Annotated in this window: 18 protein-coding genes and 1 tRNA gene; 1 reads left to right on the top strand and 18 read right to left on the bottom strand. The window is 39.0% G+C overall.

Annotated features, from left to right (window positions below; translation table 11 throughout):
• The 13 genes from ABS917_RS12360 to acpS form a co-directional block, all read right to left on the bottom strand.
• Positions 1-72 (bottom strand) — tRNA-Asn (locus tag ABS917_RS12360).
• 176 nt (positions 73-248) lie between these two features.
• Entirely contained in the window at positions 249-734 is a 486-nt protein-coding gene (locus tag ABS917_RS12365; RefSeq protein ID WP_350479264.1) for a SprT family protein, read from the bottom strand.
• A gap of 73 nt (positions 735-807) precedes the next feature.
• Positions 808-2,979: a Tex family protein gene (locus tag ABS917_RS12370; protein ID WP_350479265.1), complete on the bottom strand. Its 2,172-nt coding sequence runs from the start codon at positions 2,977-2,979 to the stop codon at positions 808-810.
• Between the two features lie 127 nt (positions 2,980-3,106).
• Positions 3,107-3,892, bottom strand: a complete 786-nt coding sequence (gene sigB, locus ABS917_RS12375; protein WP_079523292.1) for an RNA polymerase sigma factor SigB — start codon at positions 3,890-3,892, stop codon at positions 3,107-3,109.
• Positions 3,870-4,340, bottom strand: coding sequence for an anti-sigma B factor RsbW (gene rsbW / locus ABS917_RS12380; RefSeq protein WP_014822539.1), 471 nt, complete (start codon positions 4,338-4,340; stop codon positions 3,870-3,872). The genes sigB and rsbW overlap by 23 nt, the downstream gene beginning before the upstream one ends.
• Positions 4,340-4,672 (bottom strand): STAS domain-containing protein, encoded by a 333-nt coding sequence (locus tag ABS917_RS12385; protein ID WP_339174019.1) that lies wholly within the window; start codon positions 4,670-4,672, stop codon positions 4,340-4,342. The genes rsbW and ABS917_RS12385 overlap by 1 nt, the downstream gene beginning before the upstream one ends.
• Before the next feature lie 69 nt (positions 4,673-4,741).
• Entirely contained in the window at positions 4,742-5,737 is a 996-nt protein-coding gene (locus tag ABS917_RS12390) for a PP2C family protein-serine/threonine phosphatase (protein WP_350479266.1), read from the bottom strand.
• A 13-nt stretch (positions 5,738-5,750) separates the two neighbouring features.
• A complete protein-coding gene (locus ABS917_RS12395) occupies positions 5,751-6,152 on the bottom strand; it encodes an anti-sigma regulatory factor (RefSeq protein WP_350479267.1) in 402 nt (133 codons plus the stop codon).
• Positions 6,153-6,424: 272 nt separating this feature from the next.
• Positions 6,425-6,775, bottom strand: a complete 351-nt coding sequence (locus ABS917_RS12400; protein ID WP_008405778.1) for a type II toxin-antitoxin system PemK/MazF family toxin — start codon at positions 6,773-6,775, stop codon at positions 6,425-6,427.
• Positions 6,776-6,779: 4 nt separating this feature from the next.
• A complete protein-coding gene (locus ABS917_RS12405; protein WP_008405780.1) occupies positions 6,780-7,067 on the bottom strand; it encodes a hypothetical protein in 288 nt (95 codons plus the stop codon).
• A 166-nt stretch (positions 7,068-7,233) separates the two neighbouring features.
• Positions 7,234-8,352 (bottom strand): alanine racemase, encoded by a 1,119-nt coding sequence (gene alr / locus ABS917_RS12410; RefSeq protein ID WP_350479268.1) that lies wholly within the window; start codon positions 8,350-8,352, stop codon positions 7,234-7,236.
• A gap of 397 nt (positions 8,353-8,749) precedes the next feature.
• Positions 8,750-9,742 carry a LolA family protein gene (locus ABS917_RS12415; protein ID WP_350479269.1) on the bottom strand — a complete coding sequence of 331 codons (993 nt, stop codon included), beginning with the start codon at positions 9,740-9,742 and terminating at the stop codon, positions 8,750-8,752.
• Between the two features lie 65 nt (positions 9,743-9,807).
• The gene (gene acpS / locus ABS917_RS12420; RefSeq protein WP_350479270.1) at positions 9,808-10,161 is read right to left on the bottom strand and encodes a holo-ACP synthase; all 354 of its coding nucleotides are present in this window, start codon (positions 10,159-10,161) and stop codon (positions 9,808-9,810) included.
• A gap of 90 nt (positions 10,162-10,251) precedes the next feature.
• Between acpS and ABS917_RS12425 the strand changes: the two genes are divergently transcribed.
• Positions 10,252-10,875, top strand: a complete 624-nt coding sequence (locus tag ABS917_RS12425) for a rhomboid family intramembrane serine protease (RefSeq protein WP_079523299.1) — start codon at positions 10,252-10,254, stop codon at positions 10,873-10,875.
• A gap of 40 nt (positions 10,876-10,915) precedes the next feature.
• Here ABS917_RS12425 and ABS917_RS12430 read toward each other — a convergent pair whose 3' ends face one another.
• The 5 genes from ABS917_RS12430 to ABS917_RS12450 form a co-directional block, all read right to left on the bottom strand.
• Entirely contained in the window at positions 10,916-12,394 is a 1,479-nt protein-coding gene (locus ABS917_RS12430; protein ID WP_350479271.1) for a PH domain-containing protein, read from the bottom strand.
• Positions 12,387-12,866, bottom strand: a complete 480-nt coding sequence (locus tag ABS917_RS12435; protein WP_350479272.1) for a PH domain-containing protein — start codon at positions 12,864-12,866, stop codon at positions 12,387-12,389. Before ABS917_RS12435 ends, ABS917_RS12430 begins: the two co-directional genes overlap by 8 nt.
• A 227-nt stretch (positions 12,867-13,093) precedes the next feature.
• Entirely contained in the window at positions 13,094-14,641 is a 1,548-nt protein-coding gene (cshA, locus tag ABS917_RS12440; protein ID WP_350479273.1) for a degradosome RNA helicase CshA, read from the bottom strand.
• Positions 14,642-15,005: 364 nt separating this feature from the next.
• Positions 15,006-15,701 (bottom strand): alpha/beta hydrolase, encoded by a 696-nt coding sequence (locus ABS917_RS12445; protein WP_350479274.1) that lies wholly within the window; start codon positions 15,699-15,701, stop codon positions 15,006-15,008.
• 98 nt (positions 15,702-15,799) lie between these two features.
• The gene (locus tag ABS917_RS12450) at positions 15,800-17,170 is read right to left on the bottom strand and encodes a UDP-N-acetylmuramoyl-tripeptide--D-alanyl-D-alanine ligase (protein ID WP_350479275.1); all 1,371 of its coding nucleotides are present in this window, start codon (positions 17,168-17,170) and stop codon (positions 15,800-15,802) included.
• Positions 17,171-17,172 lie beyond the last annotated feature (2 nt).

The raw sequence follows: 17,172 nt of genomic DNA on the forward strand, positions 1-17,172 counted from the left end.
TCCGAAGGCAGGACTCGAACCTGCGACCTGCCGGTTAACAGCCGGATGCTCTACCAACTGAGCTACTTCGGAATAATTACTTTGTTGCGACATCATCTTGTCGACTTTTACTATTATAGAGAGCGATTTCCGTTTCGTCAACACTTTTCCTGAAAAAATTTAAAGAAAAAATCTCTTCCTTTATATAGGGCAAAAATCATCGTCTCTAAAAAACAACATAAATACTGTATTCCATTATTTACTTAATTTTAAACATCATTTCTAAAATAATTTTCACTGTGAAGAAATTTGATTTTCCCTTTGCACACACTGCAGCAATATTTTTTAACATCCATTTTTCTTTTTCTTTTATATATTTGTCTACAATTCGTACAGCTATATATATGTATTGTCTTTTGCTTCGGCTTTTCTTTAGGCTGTTCCAATGTAGAACAGAACCGTGGTGCGCCTACTTTTTTCAATAAATTCCGGAAATCTGCATCACCATGCCTGTAACCCATCCCTAAAATATGAAGATGATAATGGCAAAGTTCATGTAAAATAATACCCTTTAACTCTTCTATGCCGAAATGATCATATAGCTTTTTATTAAGTTCGATATTGTGGCTGTTTAACATATACCGACCGCCCGTCGTTTTCAAGCGACTATTAAAATAAGCTTTATGAATAAACGGTCGATCAAAAAAGTCATTTGATAACTGTTCCACTAATTTTTGTGCCTGCTCGTCCGTCATATGCCAACCCCCTTAAATTAATAAAAGCGCATATTAGCTATGCGCTTTTTATTATAATTGAAAATCATGCTCTTTACACGCTATGTTGATTTTCAGGAGTTAACATCGTTAAAGAAATGCGACCTTTATTTGCTTCTACTTTTTCTACCCAAACCGTCACAATATCCCCCAGTGAAACAACATCTAGTGGATGTTTAACACGTCCTTTTTGCAGTTTTGATATATGAACAAGTCCATCCTGCTTCACTCCGATATCGACAAACGCACCAAAATCAACGACATTTCGAACTGTCCCTTGCAGTTCCATTCCAACTTGCAAATCATCCATTTGAAGAACATCTGTTTTTAATAACGGTTGCGGGAAAGCATCACGAGGATCACGGGTAGGTTTCATTAATGTATCAACAATATCTTTCAACGTAACTTCCCCTACTTCTAATGACTCACCTAGTGTTGTTAAATTTAACTTGCTGATCGCTTCTTCGGCTTTCGCCGTTCCGACATCCTTTTTCGTTAAACCTGCTGCCTCCAATACGGCTTCAGCTAATTTATAGCTTTCCGGATGGATACCTGTAGCATCTAACGGATTTTTAGCATCTGCAATACGCAAGAAGCCGACCGCCTGCTCGTAAGTTTTAGCACCTAATCGAGGGATTTTTTTCAGTTGTGCACGTGATGTAAATTGGCCGTTTTCACTACGCATCGTCACAATATTTTCCGCAACTGTTTTGGAAAGTCCAGATACATATTGCAAAAGAGAGGCCGAAGCTGTATTTACATCTACCCCAACTTGGTTTACCGCTGTTTCTACAATAAACGTCAGTGATTCCGCGAGCTGCTTTTGCGAAACATCATGCTGATACTGCCCTACACCGACTGCTTTCGGATCAATTTTCACAAGCTCAGATAAAGGGTCTTGTAAACGACGGGCAATCGATACAGCACTTCGTTGTTCCACCTGTAAATCCGGAAATTCCGCTCGCGCCACTTCTGAAGCGGAATATACGGAGGCCCCTGCCTCGTTGACAATAACATATGCAATGTTGCCGTCTACTTCTTTCAGCAGTTCCGCAATAAACTGCTCTGTTTCCCGGGAGGCAGTCCCGTTTCCAATTGCAATAATACTAATCGGATATTTCTTTAATAATGCCTTCACTGTTCCTTTCGCTTTGGAAGGATCCGACGTAGTGTGGGGATATATAACGCCCACTTCAATCATCTTGCCCGTTTCATCGACTACCGCTAATTTGCAGCCTGTTCTGTATGCAGGGTCTACACCAAGAACCATTTTACCGCGCATTGGTGGCTGTAATAATAAGTTGCGGAGATTTTCCGAAAAAATATGAATCGCTTGTGTTTCTGCTTTTAATGAAAGTTCTGCTCGAAGCTCATTTTCAATAGATGGTTTAATTAACCGTTTATAGCTATCCGAAACTGCCAACTTTACTTCATTTACAGAAGGGCCTACAAAATTTCTAGGAATAAAATGATTTTCCATTTGTGTTGTCGCTTTATCGATTGGAACTTCAATTGTTGCACGTATCACTTCTTCTTTTTCTCCGCGGTTTACCGCGAGTATTCTGTGGGGTGCAATTCGGTGAACAGGTTCTTCATATGTGTAATACATTTCAAATACTTGTTTTTCATCTTTTTCCGCATTTTTTACCGTTGTTACAAGCTTCCCTTCACGCCAAGATAGGGTACGGAGCTTTTCACGAATTGCAGCTTCATCGGCAAATCGCTCTGCTAGAATATCTCGAGCGCCAGCCAATGCTTCTTCAATTCCAGTAACACCTTGTTCTTCATTTATATAAGGCGCAGCCATTTCTTCCAACGTACGCTTTTTAAACTTTAACAGTTCTTCAGCTAACGGCTCCAAACCCCGTTCTTTGGCAATCGTTGCTTTTGTACGGCGCTTTTGTTTATATGGTCGGTACAAATCTTCTATGCGTTGAAGAACCGTGGATGCTTGGATAGCTGTTTGTAGTTCTTCCGTTAATTTACCTTGCTCATCGATTAAACGCAGCACTTCTTCCTTTCGTGTTTCGAGCTGTTGTATGTAATGGTAGCGGTCTTCCACTGCCTTTATTTGAACTTCATCAAGTGATCCTGTCATTTCTTTTCGGTAACGTGCGATAAAAGGTACTGTGTTTCCTTCTTCCAGTAACCCAATAACCGCTTGTGCTTGCTTTGGCTCTACTTTCGCATCTTTCGCGATTATTTGTAACATTTTTTGTTGATCCATCATGCCACTCCTTTAAATTTCGAACTTCCTTTTAGTGTACCATTCCATTTGCATTGTTTCCCAAAAAAGCTTTGAATTTATGCATGAAAAAAGAGCCTACTAATTTATGCTAGTAGACTCTTAAACTTTATAATGAGACGCCGCCACTTGCTGTAATGGCGTCTTGTAATTTTTTAATTGCTTTACGTTGAATTCGCGAAACGTGCATTTGGGATATACCAAGTCTTTCTCCGGCTTCCTTTTGACTAAGCTGTTCCAAATAAGTTAATTGGATAATTTGCCGCTCGCGTTCATTCAATACATTCATCGCATCTGCTACAATCATGCGGCGGTTTGTCACTTCATAGCCTGTATCTTCTCGACCGACTACATCAAATAACGTTACCGTACTGCCATCGGAATCTGATTCGATTGAATGGTCCATCGAAAGTGCCTGATAGCTTCGACCCATCTCCATCGCTTCCAGTACGTCCTCATCCTGGACCTCTAAATACGTTGCAATTTCGGTAATGGATGGGGAGCGTTGTAGCGATGTCGTTAATGCTTCGACAGCCGCCTTGATTCTAGGTCCTAATTCTTTAATACGTCTCGGAACATGCACGTCCCAAGTTTTATCACGTAAAAAGCGCTTTATTTCTCCAACAATTGTCGGAACAGCAAATGCCTCAAAGCTTCTGCCAAAAGAAGGGTCAAATCGTCGGATCGCACCTAATAATCCAAGCATCCCTACTTGTACAATATCATCATAATAAGATTTACCATGTGAATATTTGCGTGCAATCGACTCGACTAATTGCTGATAATGGAGCACAAGATTTGTTTGTGAATCTTCACAGCCGCTTGCCTGATATTCTGCAATCCAATTTAGCACTTCTTCTTTTGATGTATTTTTAGGTAGTGATTCTTTCGACATTCCCTTTCACCTGCTCTCTCGAGACATACTTTGTCATGAAAACAGTGACGCCACCTTCGTTATTTAATTTCACTTCATCCATTAAAGTTTCCATTAAATAAATCCCTAATCCACCTTCACGTAATAATGCTACGTTTTCATTTTCATGATATGGACCAACTTTTGATTTGATCTCTTCAAAGTTAAAGCTTACACCGTAATCTGCGACCATTATCTCAATCTTGTCCTCAAATAATGCACAGCCGATTACAACTTCGCCTTCCTCGTTTGCTTTATAAGCATGGTGAACAACATTCGTCACCGCTTCGCTTGTAGCTATTTTTAAGTCTTCAATTTCATCATAAGTAAACCCAACACGCATCGCTAATCCTGAAATTGTTAGCCGTATAACACTTACATATTGCGATTTGGCAGGCACTCGAATTTCAATATAGTCAAATGCTCTCATCATTTCAACTCCAATTCCTCATCAATCTCGATACTCATTAATTCACTTAATCCTGTAATTTCAAACAACCTTACTAAACGATTTGATAAATTCACTAATTTTAATGATGCATTTTCCTTCGTAACTTTCTTATAAAATGCTACAAATATTCCTAAACCTGTACTGTCCATATAATTTACTTTTGATAAATCCAATTCAATTTTTCGGCCTTCCACAATTTGAACTGTCTCTAACTCTTCGCGTAAAATCGGGGCTGTGTACGTATCAATTTCACCCTCGATATAGCCTTTTAACACGTCTCCATCTTCTCTAAATTGAACATTAACATTCATTATTAGACACCTCCATCTATAAACCTAATTAGTATTCCCGATTTCTCAGGAGTTTAAACATAAATTTTTTTATTTTTTAAAAATAACAACCGTAAAATCATCTTCTAATTCAAAATCAGGCAAGTTTTTCAAATAGGTGTACATTTCCTCACACATTTCCTGCGCTGAAAGATGGTTACAGCTTAATGCCAAATTCTTAATCACATCCCGAGGGTCCAGCTCTCCTTGCTTGCGGAAATCCGTTACACCATCTGTAATCATAATGATAAAATCATTTTCTTCCAAACAAATGTCGTACTGCGGGTATGTCACTTCCGGCATAACACCTAATAGTAAACCTTTCGATTCCAAATCAAAGAAATTTTTTTTGCGAGCATTATAATATATAGCAGGCTCATGCCCGGCCGACCCATATGTAAATTTGCCTTCTTCAATATTGTATGTCCCGTAAAACATCGAGACAAACATACTATCATCAACACTCTTTTCGATAATACGATTCAACACTTCTAAAATGTAAGATGGATCTTTCGTTGCGTACTCAAGTGTATCAAGCCCGTATTTAACCATAGACATACACAAGGCTGCTGGCACACCTTTTCCAACAACATCTGTCACAGCTACACTGACAACCGAATCATTGTTGTTTAAGAAGTGAACATAATCACCATTCATTTTGCGGATTGGTACAGATAGCATCCCAATATCAATCTGATCAAGCATAGGTACTGTTGTTCTAAGAATCATATTCTGAATCTTTGTAGCGACATTCATCTCCATGCGCAGTTCTTCTTGCTGTTCGAGTAAACTTTGATGCTCCTTTAAAGTTAAACCAAAGTGTACCATAATCTCAATTAAAAAATCATAGCTATGCGAAATATCTTCTGGTAAGTCTGGATAAATTTGTTCAATCGCATACTTATGGATATTGATGACCTCTTCGGGAGCTACTTTTTTTTGAATCAACTGTCGAATAAAGTTTTGCCCTATATACAAATTCCGCTCAGTTTGGTTTGCCAAAAAATCCGATAAGATTTTTTGATATTGAGTTTGCAGCTCTTTCAAATTTTACCACATCCTACTTTACCCATTTTTCGATAACTATTGACGTTCCACTTCCTACAGTGGATTGGATGTCCATTGTATCCATTAGTCTTTTGACTCCCGGCAAACCCGCTCCGAGGCCGCCCGAAGTTGAATAGCCGTCTTCCATCACTTTTTTCAAATTGGTTATTCCCGGTCCTTTATCTGCTGCTATTATGCGAAGGCCAACTTTCTCTTCATTACTAATACGTTCTATTGTCACTTCCCCGGCACGGGCATATAAATATATATTTCGAGCCAGTTCACTTATCGCCGTCGTAATTCGAGCTTGATCTACCGCGCCAAAGCCAATTGCTTTCGCCTCGTTACGTCCAAGTTGGCGTGCAGCTACAATATCCCATTCTGTTACAATCTCTACGGTAGATTTCGTATTCATCATAGTGCCCCCAATTTCCTACTTTTTCTTTCTATGGAGTTAACGTATAGTATCAGTTTTTTGAATTATTAATTTTTATATTATACCATATGTTATCCTTGTAGTTTAGTTGGATATAAGTTTCTAAGCATATTTTTGCTATAATTATAATTTTAAGTAAAATATTACAATGTTGCATGATTACAGTTTACTATTTACCTAAAATTTATAGGGGACTTTGATTTATAATAATAAAAAACACCGAAACGATTGTTTCGATGTCTTTTTATGTATTAAAATTTTACGAGTCCTAAACTAATATTAAGAGCGATATCTACTTCTTGCATTAGTTTTGCATCTAGCTGAGTAATACGATCTGTTAATCGTGATTTATCAATTGTACGCAATTGTTCAAGCAAAATTACCGAATCACGCTCAAAACCATACTTTTTCGCATCGATTTCAACATGTGTAGGCAACTTTGCTTTTTGAATTTGCGCAGTTATTGCAGCTATTATGACAGTTGGACTAAAGCGATTTCCAATATCATTTTGAATAATAAGAACGGGTCTAGTCCCGCCCTGTTCTGAACCTACCACCGGTGATAGGTCAGCAAAAAAAACGTCTCCACGTTTTACAATCAAATTGTCATCCCCCGCTTACGAGACGCTCCACCATATGTTCCGCTTCATACTCTGCATGCAAGCACTCACTGCAAATTGTCAGATTAATTTGCGACATTTCCACATAGCCCTTTATTAAAGCTTCCCGTATTTGATTTGGTTGCATATGCTTTGTATAATTTTGAGTCGCCAAATACGCCATCATATAACCATTCTCAGTATTACGCCCAAACGTTCTTTCGAATTGCGTTACTAGCTCATTTGGTATGTCAATTACTACTTCTTCTACTTCTACTAATTCCTTCGCGTACAAAACAAGCACCTCCACCGAACATCCCATTTCCCATTCATTCTATCATTGATTGACTACAATGAAAAGACAGGAAAATTAAAAAACTGACAATTCTCGCAATAAAGGAATAAATATGGACATACTTGGTTTGTATATTTGAAGTTATTTACAGTAATTTTACATCGATTTATTTATATACCCTAGGAACTCTAGCCGTTATTACACATGGCACTTCGTAATTAATTGTTTGGAGTTTATGAGCCCAATCATCTATTGTGATTTCCTCTTGCTGTTGGCAGCCTATCAGTACAACTTCTTCTCCAACATTATATGCTTCCGGAAGTAAAATCATACTTTGATCCATACAAATTCTGCCGACAATTTTCGCTCTTTTTCCTCCAACAAGCACTTCTTGGCCCGAAAGCTTACGAATCATACCATCCGCGTAGCCAATCGGTATTGTACCGATATAGCAGTCCTCTTCTGCTGTATATGTTGCACCATAGCCTACCGATTGACCCGCCTGCATTTTTTTAATATGTACAAGTTCTGTCTCTAGAGAAAATGCCGGCTTAATCGGAAAAGGCAATTTTGTGCCTACATAACCTGAAGGCAGCAATCCGTACATGGAAATACCAAAACGTACCGCATCATAATGCAAAGAAGGATCTTTTACTAATGCGGTAGCTGTATTGGCAACATGAACAAGACGAGGCTTTTGTGGCAGTGCACCTAAAAAGTCCTTGAATAGGGTAGCCTGATTGTCAAAGTACATTGAATCTTCTTCATCTGCAGTAGCAAAATGCGTAAAAATTCCATCGACCAAAAAGTCATCGGAAGAATTAATCATTGTATATAATTCCAATAGTTCTTCTTTAGTAGATACACCGATACGTCCCATGCCCGAATCAACTTTAACATGAAGTCTTAGCTGATTCAGCAGCGGTGTATACTGCTGTGCTTCTCGCAGCCATTCTGTTGAAAAGGCAGTAAGGATTATATTTTCTGCTGATGCATACGGAATAAAAGCATGCGGTGAAGCACCTAACACTAAAATATCAATATCCTTAAAATTCTCTCTAATATGTACTGCTTCGTCGGGTGTTGCGACAGCAAGCATTGTTGCACCGGCCTCGATTGCCGTTTTTGCAACTTCCACATCTCCATGACCATATGCATTTGCTTTTACGACAGCAATAATTTGGATATTCGGTCCTATATAGTTTCTTAGTGAAGCAATGTTATGTGTGACTGCTTGCAGATCAATTACTGCTCTTGTTGGTCTGTAATAAATTGGAGTATCCATTTCGATTTTTACCCTCTTTTTATAAGTTTAAACTTACTGTTATTTATGTAATTTTCAGTCAACCGTTTTTAAATCTGAATACGAAAGAAATCATCTTGCGCTAGTATGCGCAAGATGTCTCTTATTAAATATAACCATAAAATGCAATTTAAAAACAAGTTTAGAAAGGCATAATTATAATTTATTTTACCACGTATTAACGGGTAATAATTTATCTGGCTTCGAAAGCGTAGCGGCAGTACCTAGGCAGACGATAAGGACAGCCTGGAGATCAACTAACCGTAAAATGCAGATTAGGTAGACCCAACATGATGTTTACACAAGCGCTGTCACAGGACTTGACGGTTTTAGCTTGTGCTCCTTAATTGGGGGAAGAGAACCCCCACTAATTGAAGTTTTACTTCATACTACTTTCCTGCACACTTGCAGCTACTTCCAGCAATTCATCTTTTGTTAATTTTGTGGAAGCGATAAAGAAGGTCATACCATCTTTGTCCCACTGAATTGAGTTATCAGTAATAGCACCTATTGTATACCCTAAATCCGCCGGGTCCCCGGAAACAGGTAAGATTGTATCATCGGATTGGATTGGCTGCTGCATTAGTGTAAATGGCTTTTCCCCTTCGAATGTCAAAATAACCCGTGTGTTTCCATCTTCCTGCACTTCAAACTCATCTGTCAGCTTTGTGTGCGCCCAGTCAATTGTAGGGTAATACACACTAAACTCTGTGTCTACCACTTCTGCCGATGCGGCTTTCTTTTCCTCTTTTTCAGAGAACTTTTCTACCGCATATTCTTCTGCAGTATGCTGCACACCTAATTTAATGTCTGCAAATGTAATTACAACTTGTTCTTGTAAAGATTCATCCATAACACTAACTTTTGTCGGAAGCATCGTTTTCTTATCAACTACAATTTGTTGAACCGGTAATGCGGTTTGGTCTACATTTCGTGTCGCAACTTCAAAAGTATAGCTCGCATCATCTTCAGTCATTACCGCTTTTGAATCTGACAGCAAATCATCAGCCAATGCACCAATTATATACGCCTGACTGTTTTGTTTCGGCCATTCACTTTGGAACTTATGCGTTTTACGTAATGATGGCGTGACAACAAAGACACCTTCTTCATTTCGAACGATTAACTGCTGTTCTGACTCACCTTTTGGATTAACTGCCACTCGGTAAAAATCCGGTTTTGTGTGCCAAACCTTCACATCGTAAACACGTGGCTCTGCGCCTGTCCGAACTTCCATCGAAGCACTTAATTCATAACCCTTTGCGTCATTCCACTTCTTGTTAACATCCTCAATCACTTCATCTTTTGTAGCTTTTCCACACGCCGCCAAAAAGAGACAACAAACGACAACTACTAGCAGTCGGAGTTTCAAAGATTCACCCTTTCGATTATCTATTTCGATAAATTACTATATGAGCCAAGGTGTGCATGTATGTATTATTGCATTAAGATTACTTGGGCAGCTGCTGTTGTCCTCGTATGGGTAATGGAAACAAACCCGTTTACCAGTTCACCATCGAAGTATAATACAGGTTTTCCGTGCTCCGTTTTTAAAATTTCTATTTGATGAAGTTCACAGCCTTTACCGATCCCTGTGCCATTTGCTTTTGAATAGGCTTCCTTTGCAGCAAAGCGACCTGCCAAAAATTCCACTTTGCGCATATCCGATAATGTATCAAAAATGGCAAGTTCCCTATCCGTTAAAATTCGTTGAGCAAATTTTGCTGAACGTCCTATCATTTTTTCAATTCGGTCCAATTGTACTAAATCTAAACCAATCCCTTTTATCATTTAATAGCTCTCCCTTTCTTTTAATCATTAATCCAATGTATAATGAATAAAAATACGTTTTATTTTGTATCGACTTAATTGAGGTGGAACATGTTTATTCGTAGAGAAAATTTTAAGCAGTACATTACGTTATATCCGGTCGTATCGTCAATTATAGCAATTAATTTAATTGTTTTCGTCCTAACATTAATACCGGGCTTCGGCGAAGATTTGCTTTATGCCGGTATGAGCGTCAATGGACTCATTGCAGCAGGTGAATGGTGGCGTATTATTACGTCCATGTTTTTACATGCAGGTTTTATGCACGTGCTTTTTAATATGTTCTCCCTATTTTTATTTGGTCCGGAACTTGAAAAAATCGCCGGCAAAATGCGCTTTTTAACAATTTACTTTTTAGCTGGAATTTTTGGTGTTGCTGCTACTTACGCAACACAGGATGCCTATTATGCTAGCGTAGGTGCAAGTGGAGCACTGTACGGAATTTTCGGGGCGTTCGGGGCCCTTGTTTATTACACAAGACATTTATTCCCACAGTTAAGACAAATAATTTTGCCGTTAATAGTAATTAGTATTATTATGACATTTTTAACACCAAATATTAATATTGCTGCACATTTAGGCGGTTTAGTTACCGGCTTTATTTTAGGGGTTGTTTACTTCAACCCAAAAAATATGGGACGCTGGCGCAAACAGCCTATTAGACGGGTAAAGTAAAAACAGGATTCGCGAAAAGTAAATTCGCGGATCCTGTTTTTTAATGTTCATACCAAGACAGTACTCTTTCGATTTCCTGTTGCTCCATATGACGCGCTGTCGCTGAAGCTCCGAGCATACCTGACATCACTACAATTTTTACAGACCCTATATCCCGTCGCTTCTGGAAATAAGTTTGACTGCCTTGTGTAATTTGTACACGCTTTTTTAAAGCGTAAAATGTTACACGGCTTACAAGACGCGAGACAATTGTAATTTGCTGATCTTTCACAGTAAATCCAGTCGTCTTAAATTGCCATCTTCCAAGTAGAATGATTGGAACAATGAGCAATAATGACAACAAGCCATATGGATAGAAGAAGTAAGAAATAGCACCGATTAACGGGACTAGCCATACAAAATCGATTCGATAGAAAAAAGGCTGTGCTTTTTTTGGCGGCTGAATAAGTTGGGTAACTTCAAAATCATACTCAGGAAATAGTTCTGCCAATGGGGTAAACACTTCTTTTTTCGCAATTAACGGAAATAAAATAATTTTCTTGTCATTCTCCCCGCTAAATCCTCCACCAGCACTTTCTACCGCAACAGATGCTAATCCAAGCATTTGTTGGAAAGGATTTTCAGCCAGTTTAATTGCCTGCACCCGGTTTAACGGAATTGTCACTCGTTTTTTTTCGATTAATCCTCGTGTAATGATCAGCCGGTCATGCTGCTTGCTGACCGTAAAGTTATAATAATTTAAAAACGTCAAGCCGACAGAAACTCCCCATGCCAGTATTAGCGCAAGCGCGATTAAAATCATGACAACGATAAAGCCGTACTCCACTAAAAATGCCAACTCATCATAAATCAAATCAAAAGGGATAAACTCGGCAAATTGTGAAAGGACAGCAAAAACTCCGGCAAGTACTACTCCCACACCGCTGGAAGTCGTTGCTAACAGTAACAGCTCCGGTATTTTCATTTTATGTAGAACTACTGATACCGGCTCTGGCTCTTCACCTTCAACCATTTGCTCTTGTTCACTTTCAATCGGCAGTTTTTGTTTCGCTTTTTTCATTTGAATTTCCACTTCGTCTGCCGCAGCTTTTGTTACCGCTGTTAGTTCCGCCTCCGGTTTACCATCTTTACTTCCCGCCGTTTCCACTTGTACTTGTACAAGCTTGAACAAACGGTGAAAAATACCTTCTTTATAATTCAAGTTTTGAATACGATCAAATGGAATATAGCGCTTTTTCTTTATAAACAAACCATATTCCACACGGAGTTCACTATCTTCAAACCAATATATAAATGTCCACCATTTAATCAAACCGCTCACTACTGTTACCGATAAGACAATTACCAAAATAAGGAGTGGAATCATTTCGCTAAAAAACGTTTCGCTTCGATAATCCAAATTAAAATTAAAGCCGTTCGCCGCAACAATGATAATGATCGGAATAAGGAGATCTTTCAATGCCTTTACAACATTGATGACTGCCGTAACAGGATGAAGTTTATATTTCTCATTAGACATCATCTTCCGCCACCCTTGCAAGTTCAGAGATTTTTGTCCTCAATTCATCGGCATCTTCAACTTTCAGCATAGGAATCGTATGTACTGTTGCCGCCGAAGAAATCGATATATTGGCTAACATGTATTTTTTTAAAATCGGTCCCTGTTCTGTATCAACATGTTGAACACGCACCATCGGTATTAATGTCCGTTTTACGACAAACAGACCACTTTGTATTTCAATTTCCTGTTCTCGAACTTCATAACGCCAAATTCCCCAACGGATGCTCGGGAATACAATAACTGAAAATGCAATGGATAACAATACGAGCGCGATGGCAATCCACATAATCCACTGCGGCCAATCAAATCGAACTGTTAAAAATACGATGCCGCCTGTTAAAAGTGCGATAATAAATGTTTGAATGATTCCATATAGTCGCCACACTGTTTGCGCTTTTTTGGGTAACTGAAACATTGGTTGTTCTCTCACTAGCCCTACACCTCTTTTTCTATATTATGCTATACGTATTAGCAGCTTAAATGTTTCATTCTGTTCTGGCTCGGTTGATAAAAATAATTCCCTACCCTCATAGTATAGTTAATTGGTAAATTTGTTAAATAATTTATAAAAATTTTATTTCCCAGAAAATATATTTATATAAAATTTGCCACAAAAAAACACACCAACGAGAAATTCGTTGATGTGTTGAAATAGTATTAGTCTTCGCGACGTTGACGTGGACGACGATCACGAGAACCTTCGCGACGAGCACCGCCTTCACGACGACCTCCATCACGGCTTCCGCTACCAGAACGGCTTCCGCCACCTTCGCGACGGCGATCTCCTCCGCGACGGTCACCACCGCCACGGTTGCCACCACCACGGTTACGGTCATTACCGCCACGGCCGCGGCCTCCGCCACCTTGTGAACGGTCACGACGCATTGGTAATGGACGCTCTTCCGATAAAGATACTGGTGTAGCATCCGGTTCTTTAGTGATTGATTTAAGTGCTGCTGCCACTAAGTCAAGTGCATCGTTATTTTCCAATAACTTAGCAGCTAACTCACGGTAAGTACCTAAATCATTATTTTGAACTAATTCCACCAATGATTGCATTGCATCTTCTTGTAAGCCTACTAATGCTTCTTCAGATGTTGGTGGACGTAAAGGTGTCATACGTTTTTTCGTAGTTTCTTCTACGATGCGTAAATAACCCATTTCACGAGGTGTTACGAATGTTACTGCAACACCAGATTTACCTGCACGGCCTGTACGACCGATACGGTGAACGTAAGACTCAGGATCTTGTGGAATGTCAAAGTTGTAAACATGCGTTACACCTGAAATATCCAATCCACGAGCTGCTACGTCTGTTGCGATTAGAATGTCAATTTTACCTTCTTTGAACTGACGTAAAACTGAAATTCGTTTCGCTTGAGATAAGTCGCCGTGAATACCTTCAGCTAAGAAGCCACGTAAACCTAAAGCTTGGCTTAATTCATCAACACGGCGTTTCGTACGACCGAAGATGATTGCTAATTCTGGTTTTTGTGAATCCAATAGACGAGATAATGCGTCAAATTTTTCACGCTCTGTTGCTTTTACGAAGAATTGTTCAATGTTTTCCATTGTTAATTCTTTCGCTTTAATTTTTACGATTTCAGGATCTTTCATGAATGTCTCTGCAATTTTGCGGATTGCTGGAGGCATTGTCGCTGAGAATAGTAATGTTTGGCGATCTGATGGTACGTTTTCTAAAATTGCATTAATATCATCGATGAAGCCCATGTTTAACATTTCGTCCGCTTCGTCTAAAACTAAAGTTTGCACTTCGTCTAAACGTAATGTACGACGGTTAATATGGTCTTGAATACGACCTGGTGTACCTACAATAATTTGTGGTTTATTTTTTAATGCGCGGATTTGACGGCCGATTTCTTGACCACCGTAAACTGATAATAATTTTACGCGCTTGTCATAACCTAATTTATAAAGTTCTTCTGAAACTTGGATTGCTAATTCGCGAGTCGGAGCAATTACCAAAGCTTGGATATTCGGATTTTTCGGATCGATTTTCTCGATTAAAGGAATACCAAATGCAGCTGTTTTACCAGTACCAGTTTGTGCTTGGCCTAAAACGTCACGGCCATCCATTGCAAACGTAATTGTACCTTCTTGGATTGGTGTTGCTTCTTCAAACCCCATACGCTTAATAGAGCGTAATGTCGATTCACTAATGTTTAATTCTGAAAAATTTGTCAAACTCTTCATTCTCCTTTTTCCTGTATAAGTTGACAAATGGTTACATTTTCAGATGAAATGGCGGCAAATTTCGAGCCATTGTATGTGGAACGTTTCCGTTACTTAAAAATTCTCTCTGCTTCATCGCAGAGTCTCTTATATGAAAAGGAAAGCCCGGTCATTGCCGAGCGGTTCAATTCTACCGTTTCTAATTGGTTGTTGCATTTGTAAAAAATAGAATAAAACCGTTTATCAAAAAAAAGCACTCTTCACCCATAAGTCTGAAGAGTCTTCGCACAAAATGTATCCATTGCTTTTATTAGTCTAACATGGGTTGTAACGGTATGCAATGATATTGCTTTGTATCAAAATAGTCAGATATTTATTACTCCAATAAAAATTGATACACTTGATCAAACCATTGCTCACAATCATCACTGTAACAAATATGATGTTTTCCACAATCTGAAATATACATTTGCTTTTGTTGCGACTGAATTTGTTCAAATAAAATCTGGGCGGTTGCACTTGGCACAATTCCATCCAGCTCCCCTTGTACAATAAAGGTAGGACACTGTATGTTTTTTATATAAGGCTCCGTTTTTTTCACGACCTTCATAAATTCAATCGTTGCTGTTAACGGGACATTTTTAAACTTAAATTTGTACCGTGCAAACAATTCATTTTCTTCTAACTTTTTGTTCACCATATCTTGGGCAATTGTTCGAACGTCTTTTACTAACTGCGTAGGACTCACATACTTTGCTGCAGCACTTAAGAGTACCAACTTTTTTACTGGGTAACGTATAGATAAGTACATCGCAATGACACCACCCATTGAAAAACCGACGACAATGACTTCATCGACTTGCTTTTTCAACTGCCGATATGCGATTTCCGCTTCCATCATCCAATGCTCTGCTTTATAGCCTTTCATCGCCAAATGCTCTGCATCACCGTGACCGGAGAACGTCGGAATGCTTACGACCCAATCTATTCGTTGCTCTATATAATGTGCAAAAGGCTCTACTTCATACGGTCCACCTGAAAATCCATGTAAAAATAGAACGCCGATTTTCATCCAATCACCTGCTTCCATTAAGCTGTTAGTATCTATAATAAGCGACATTTAAAGTCGAAAAAAGTTTTTGCAAAAAAAAAAAAAAAAACGAGCTAGCACTAGGCTAACTCGATTGAATGGATAACTTTCTCCAACTGCATTCCCCGAGAACCTTTTACCAAAAGGATGGACTCGTTTGTTGCATGAGATTTAATTTTTTCGATAATCGGTGCGTACTCATTCTCGGAATACACTAAATGCTCAGCATCAAATGTTTGTTGAAGTTTATTATAGAGCCACTTCATGCGCGGGCCATACAAGCAAACATAGCGTATTTCTTCAGGATGAATATGCGCGGCAATTCCTTCATGCATCTGCTTTTCATCGTTTCCAAGCTCAAGCATATCACCAAGTACAAGCCACTTTTCGTTGCGGATTGTCGTTTGCTCGACAAATTGGATCGCTGCTTGCATCGATGTTGGCGCAGCATTGTACGCATCGTTAATAAATAATAAATCACCGACCGGAACTAGCTGCATCCGCATATCTGTTAAAACTACTTTCTTTAATGCTTCACGGATTTGTTCGTCAGTCAAACCTAATGCCTTACTTACCAGCATTGCACTTAATGTATTCTTCACTTGGTGTTCGCCTAAAACAGAAATGAAGAAATCACCTTGAATTACACCATCTACATGGAAACTGCTTCCTTGTGCTGTCGCTTCTATTTGGGAAGCTGCTAAACTTTGCGCTTGGCTAAAGCCAAATGCCTGTGTTTTTAAGTTTGGTGTTTTTGCAACTAAGTTTTGAAGTAACGGTTCATCACCATCATAGAAAAGAATCCCTTCTTCAGACAATCCTTTTACAATTTCAAACTTCGCCTTCGCAATCCCTTCCCGTGATCCTAAATCTTGCATATGGGCTTCGCCGATATTTGTAATAATGGCATAATGCGGGCGTGCAAGCTTCGTTAGAAATTCAATTTCACCGAAACCGCTCATCCCCATTTCCAATACGGAAACTTCTGTATCCTCATCAAGCTGTAAAATCGTAATCGGCAAACCGAGCTGATTATTAAAGTTCCCGATCGTTTTTTGTACTTTAAAGTATGGAGAAAGAGCTCCCGCCAAAATATCTTTTGAAGACGTTTTTCCGTTTGAGCCGGTAATCCCGATAAATGTCGCTTGATGCTCATTACGGTAACACTCTGCCATTTTTTGAAGTGCAAGCTCTGGGTCTTCCACAAAAATTAATGGCAAATTTTCCGGAGGATTTGGCTCATCGATCATCCATAAAGAAGCTGCTGCGCCTTTTTCAAATGCCTGTTCAACAAAACGGTGCCCGTTTGCGGCTTCTCCACGGAAAGGAATAAATAAATCCCCTTTTGCAATTGTTCGTGTATCAATGGAAATACCTGTGACAACCGTTTCAGGAAATGACTGATTTTCTATCGTTAACCATGATGCAATTTGCTGTAAACTTTTTTTCACTT

Origin of the sequence: Solibacillus sp., assembly GCF_040273735.1 — a bacterium.
Taxonomy (GTDB): domain Bacteria; phylum Bacillota; class Bacilli; order Bacillales_A; family Planococcaceae; genus Solibacillus.

Coding starts and splice junctions, on each gene's coding strand:
- sigB (WP_079523292.1), bottom strand. CDS start 3,892: ATGTCGAAAGAATCACTACCTAAAAATACATCAAAAGAAGAAGTGCTA.
- ABS917_RS12445 (WP_350479274.1), bottom strand. CDS start 15,701: ATGAAAATCGGCGTTCTATTTTTACATGGATTTTCAGGTGGACCGTAT.
- ABS917_RS12430 (WP_350479271.1), bottom strand. CDS start 12,394: ATGTCTAATGAGAAATATAAACTTCATCCTGTTACGGCAGTCATCAAT.
- acpS (WP_350479270.1), bottom strand. CDS start 10,161: ATGATAAAAGGGATTGGTTTAGATTTAGTACAATTGGACCGAATTGAA.
- ABS917_RS12370 (WP_350479265.1), bottom strand. CDS start 2,979: ATGGATCAACAAAAAATGTTACAAATAATCGCGAAAGATGCGAAAGTA.
- rsbW (WP_014822539.1), bottom strand. CDS start 4,340: ATGAGAGCATTTGACTATATTGAAATTCGAGTGCCTGCCAAATCGCAA.
- alr (WP_350479268.1), bottom strand. CDS start 8,352: ATGGATACTCCAATTTATTACAGACCAACAAGAGCAGTAATTGATCTG.
- ABS917_RS12395 (WP_350479267.1), bottom strand. CDS start 6,152: ATGAATACGAAATCTACCGTAGAGATTGTAACAGAATGGGATATTGTA.
- ABS917_RS12365 (WP_350479264.1), bottom strand. CDS start 734: ATGACGGACGAGCAGGCACAAAAATTAGTGGAACAGTTATCAAATGAC.
- ABS917_RS12385 (WP_339174019.1), bottom strand. CDS start 4,672: ATGAATGTTAATGTTCAATTTAGAGAAGATGGAGACGTGTTAAAAGGC.
- ABS917_RS12425 (WP_079523299.1), top strand. CDS start 10,252: ATGTTTATTCGTAGAGAAAATTTTAAGCAGTACATTACGTTATATCCG.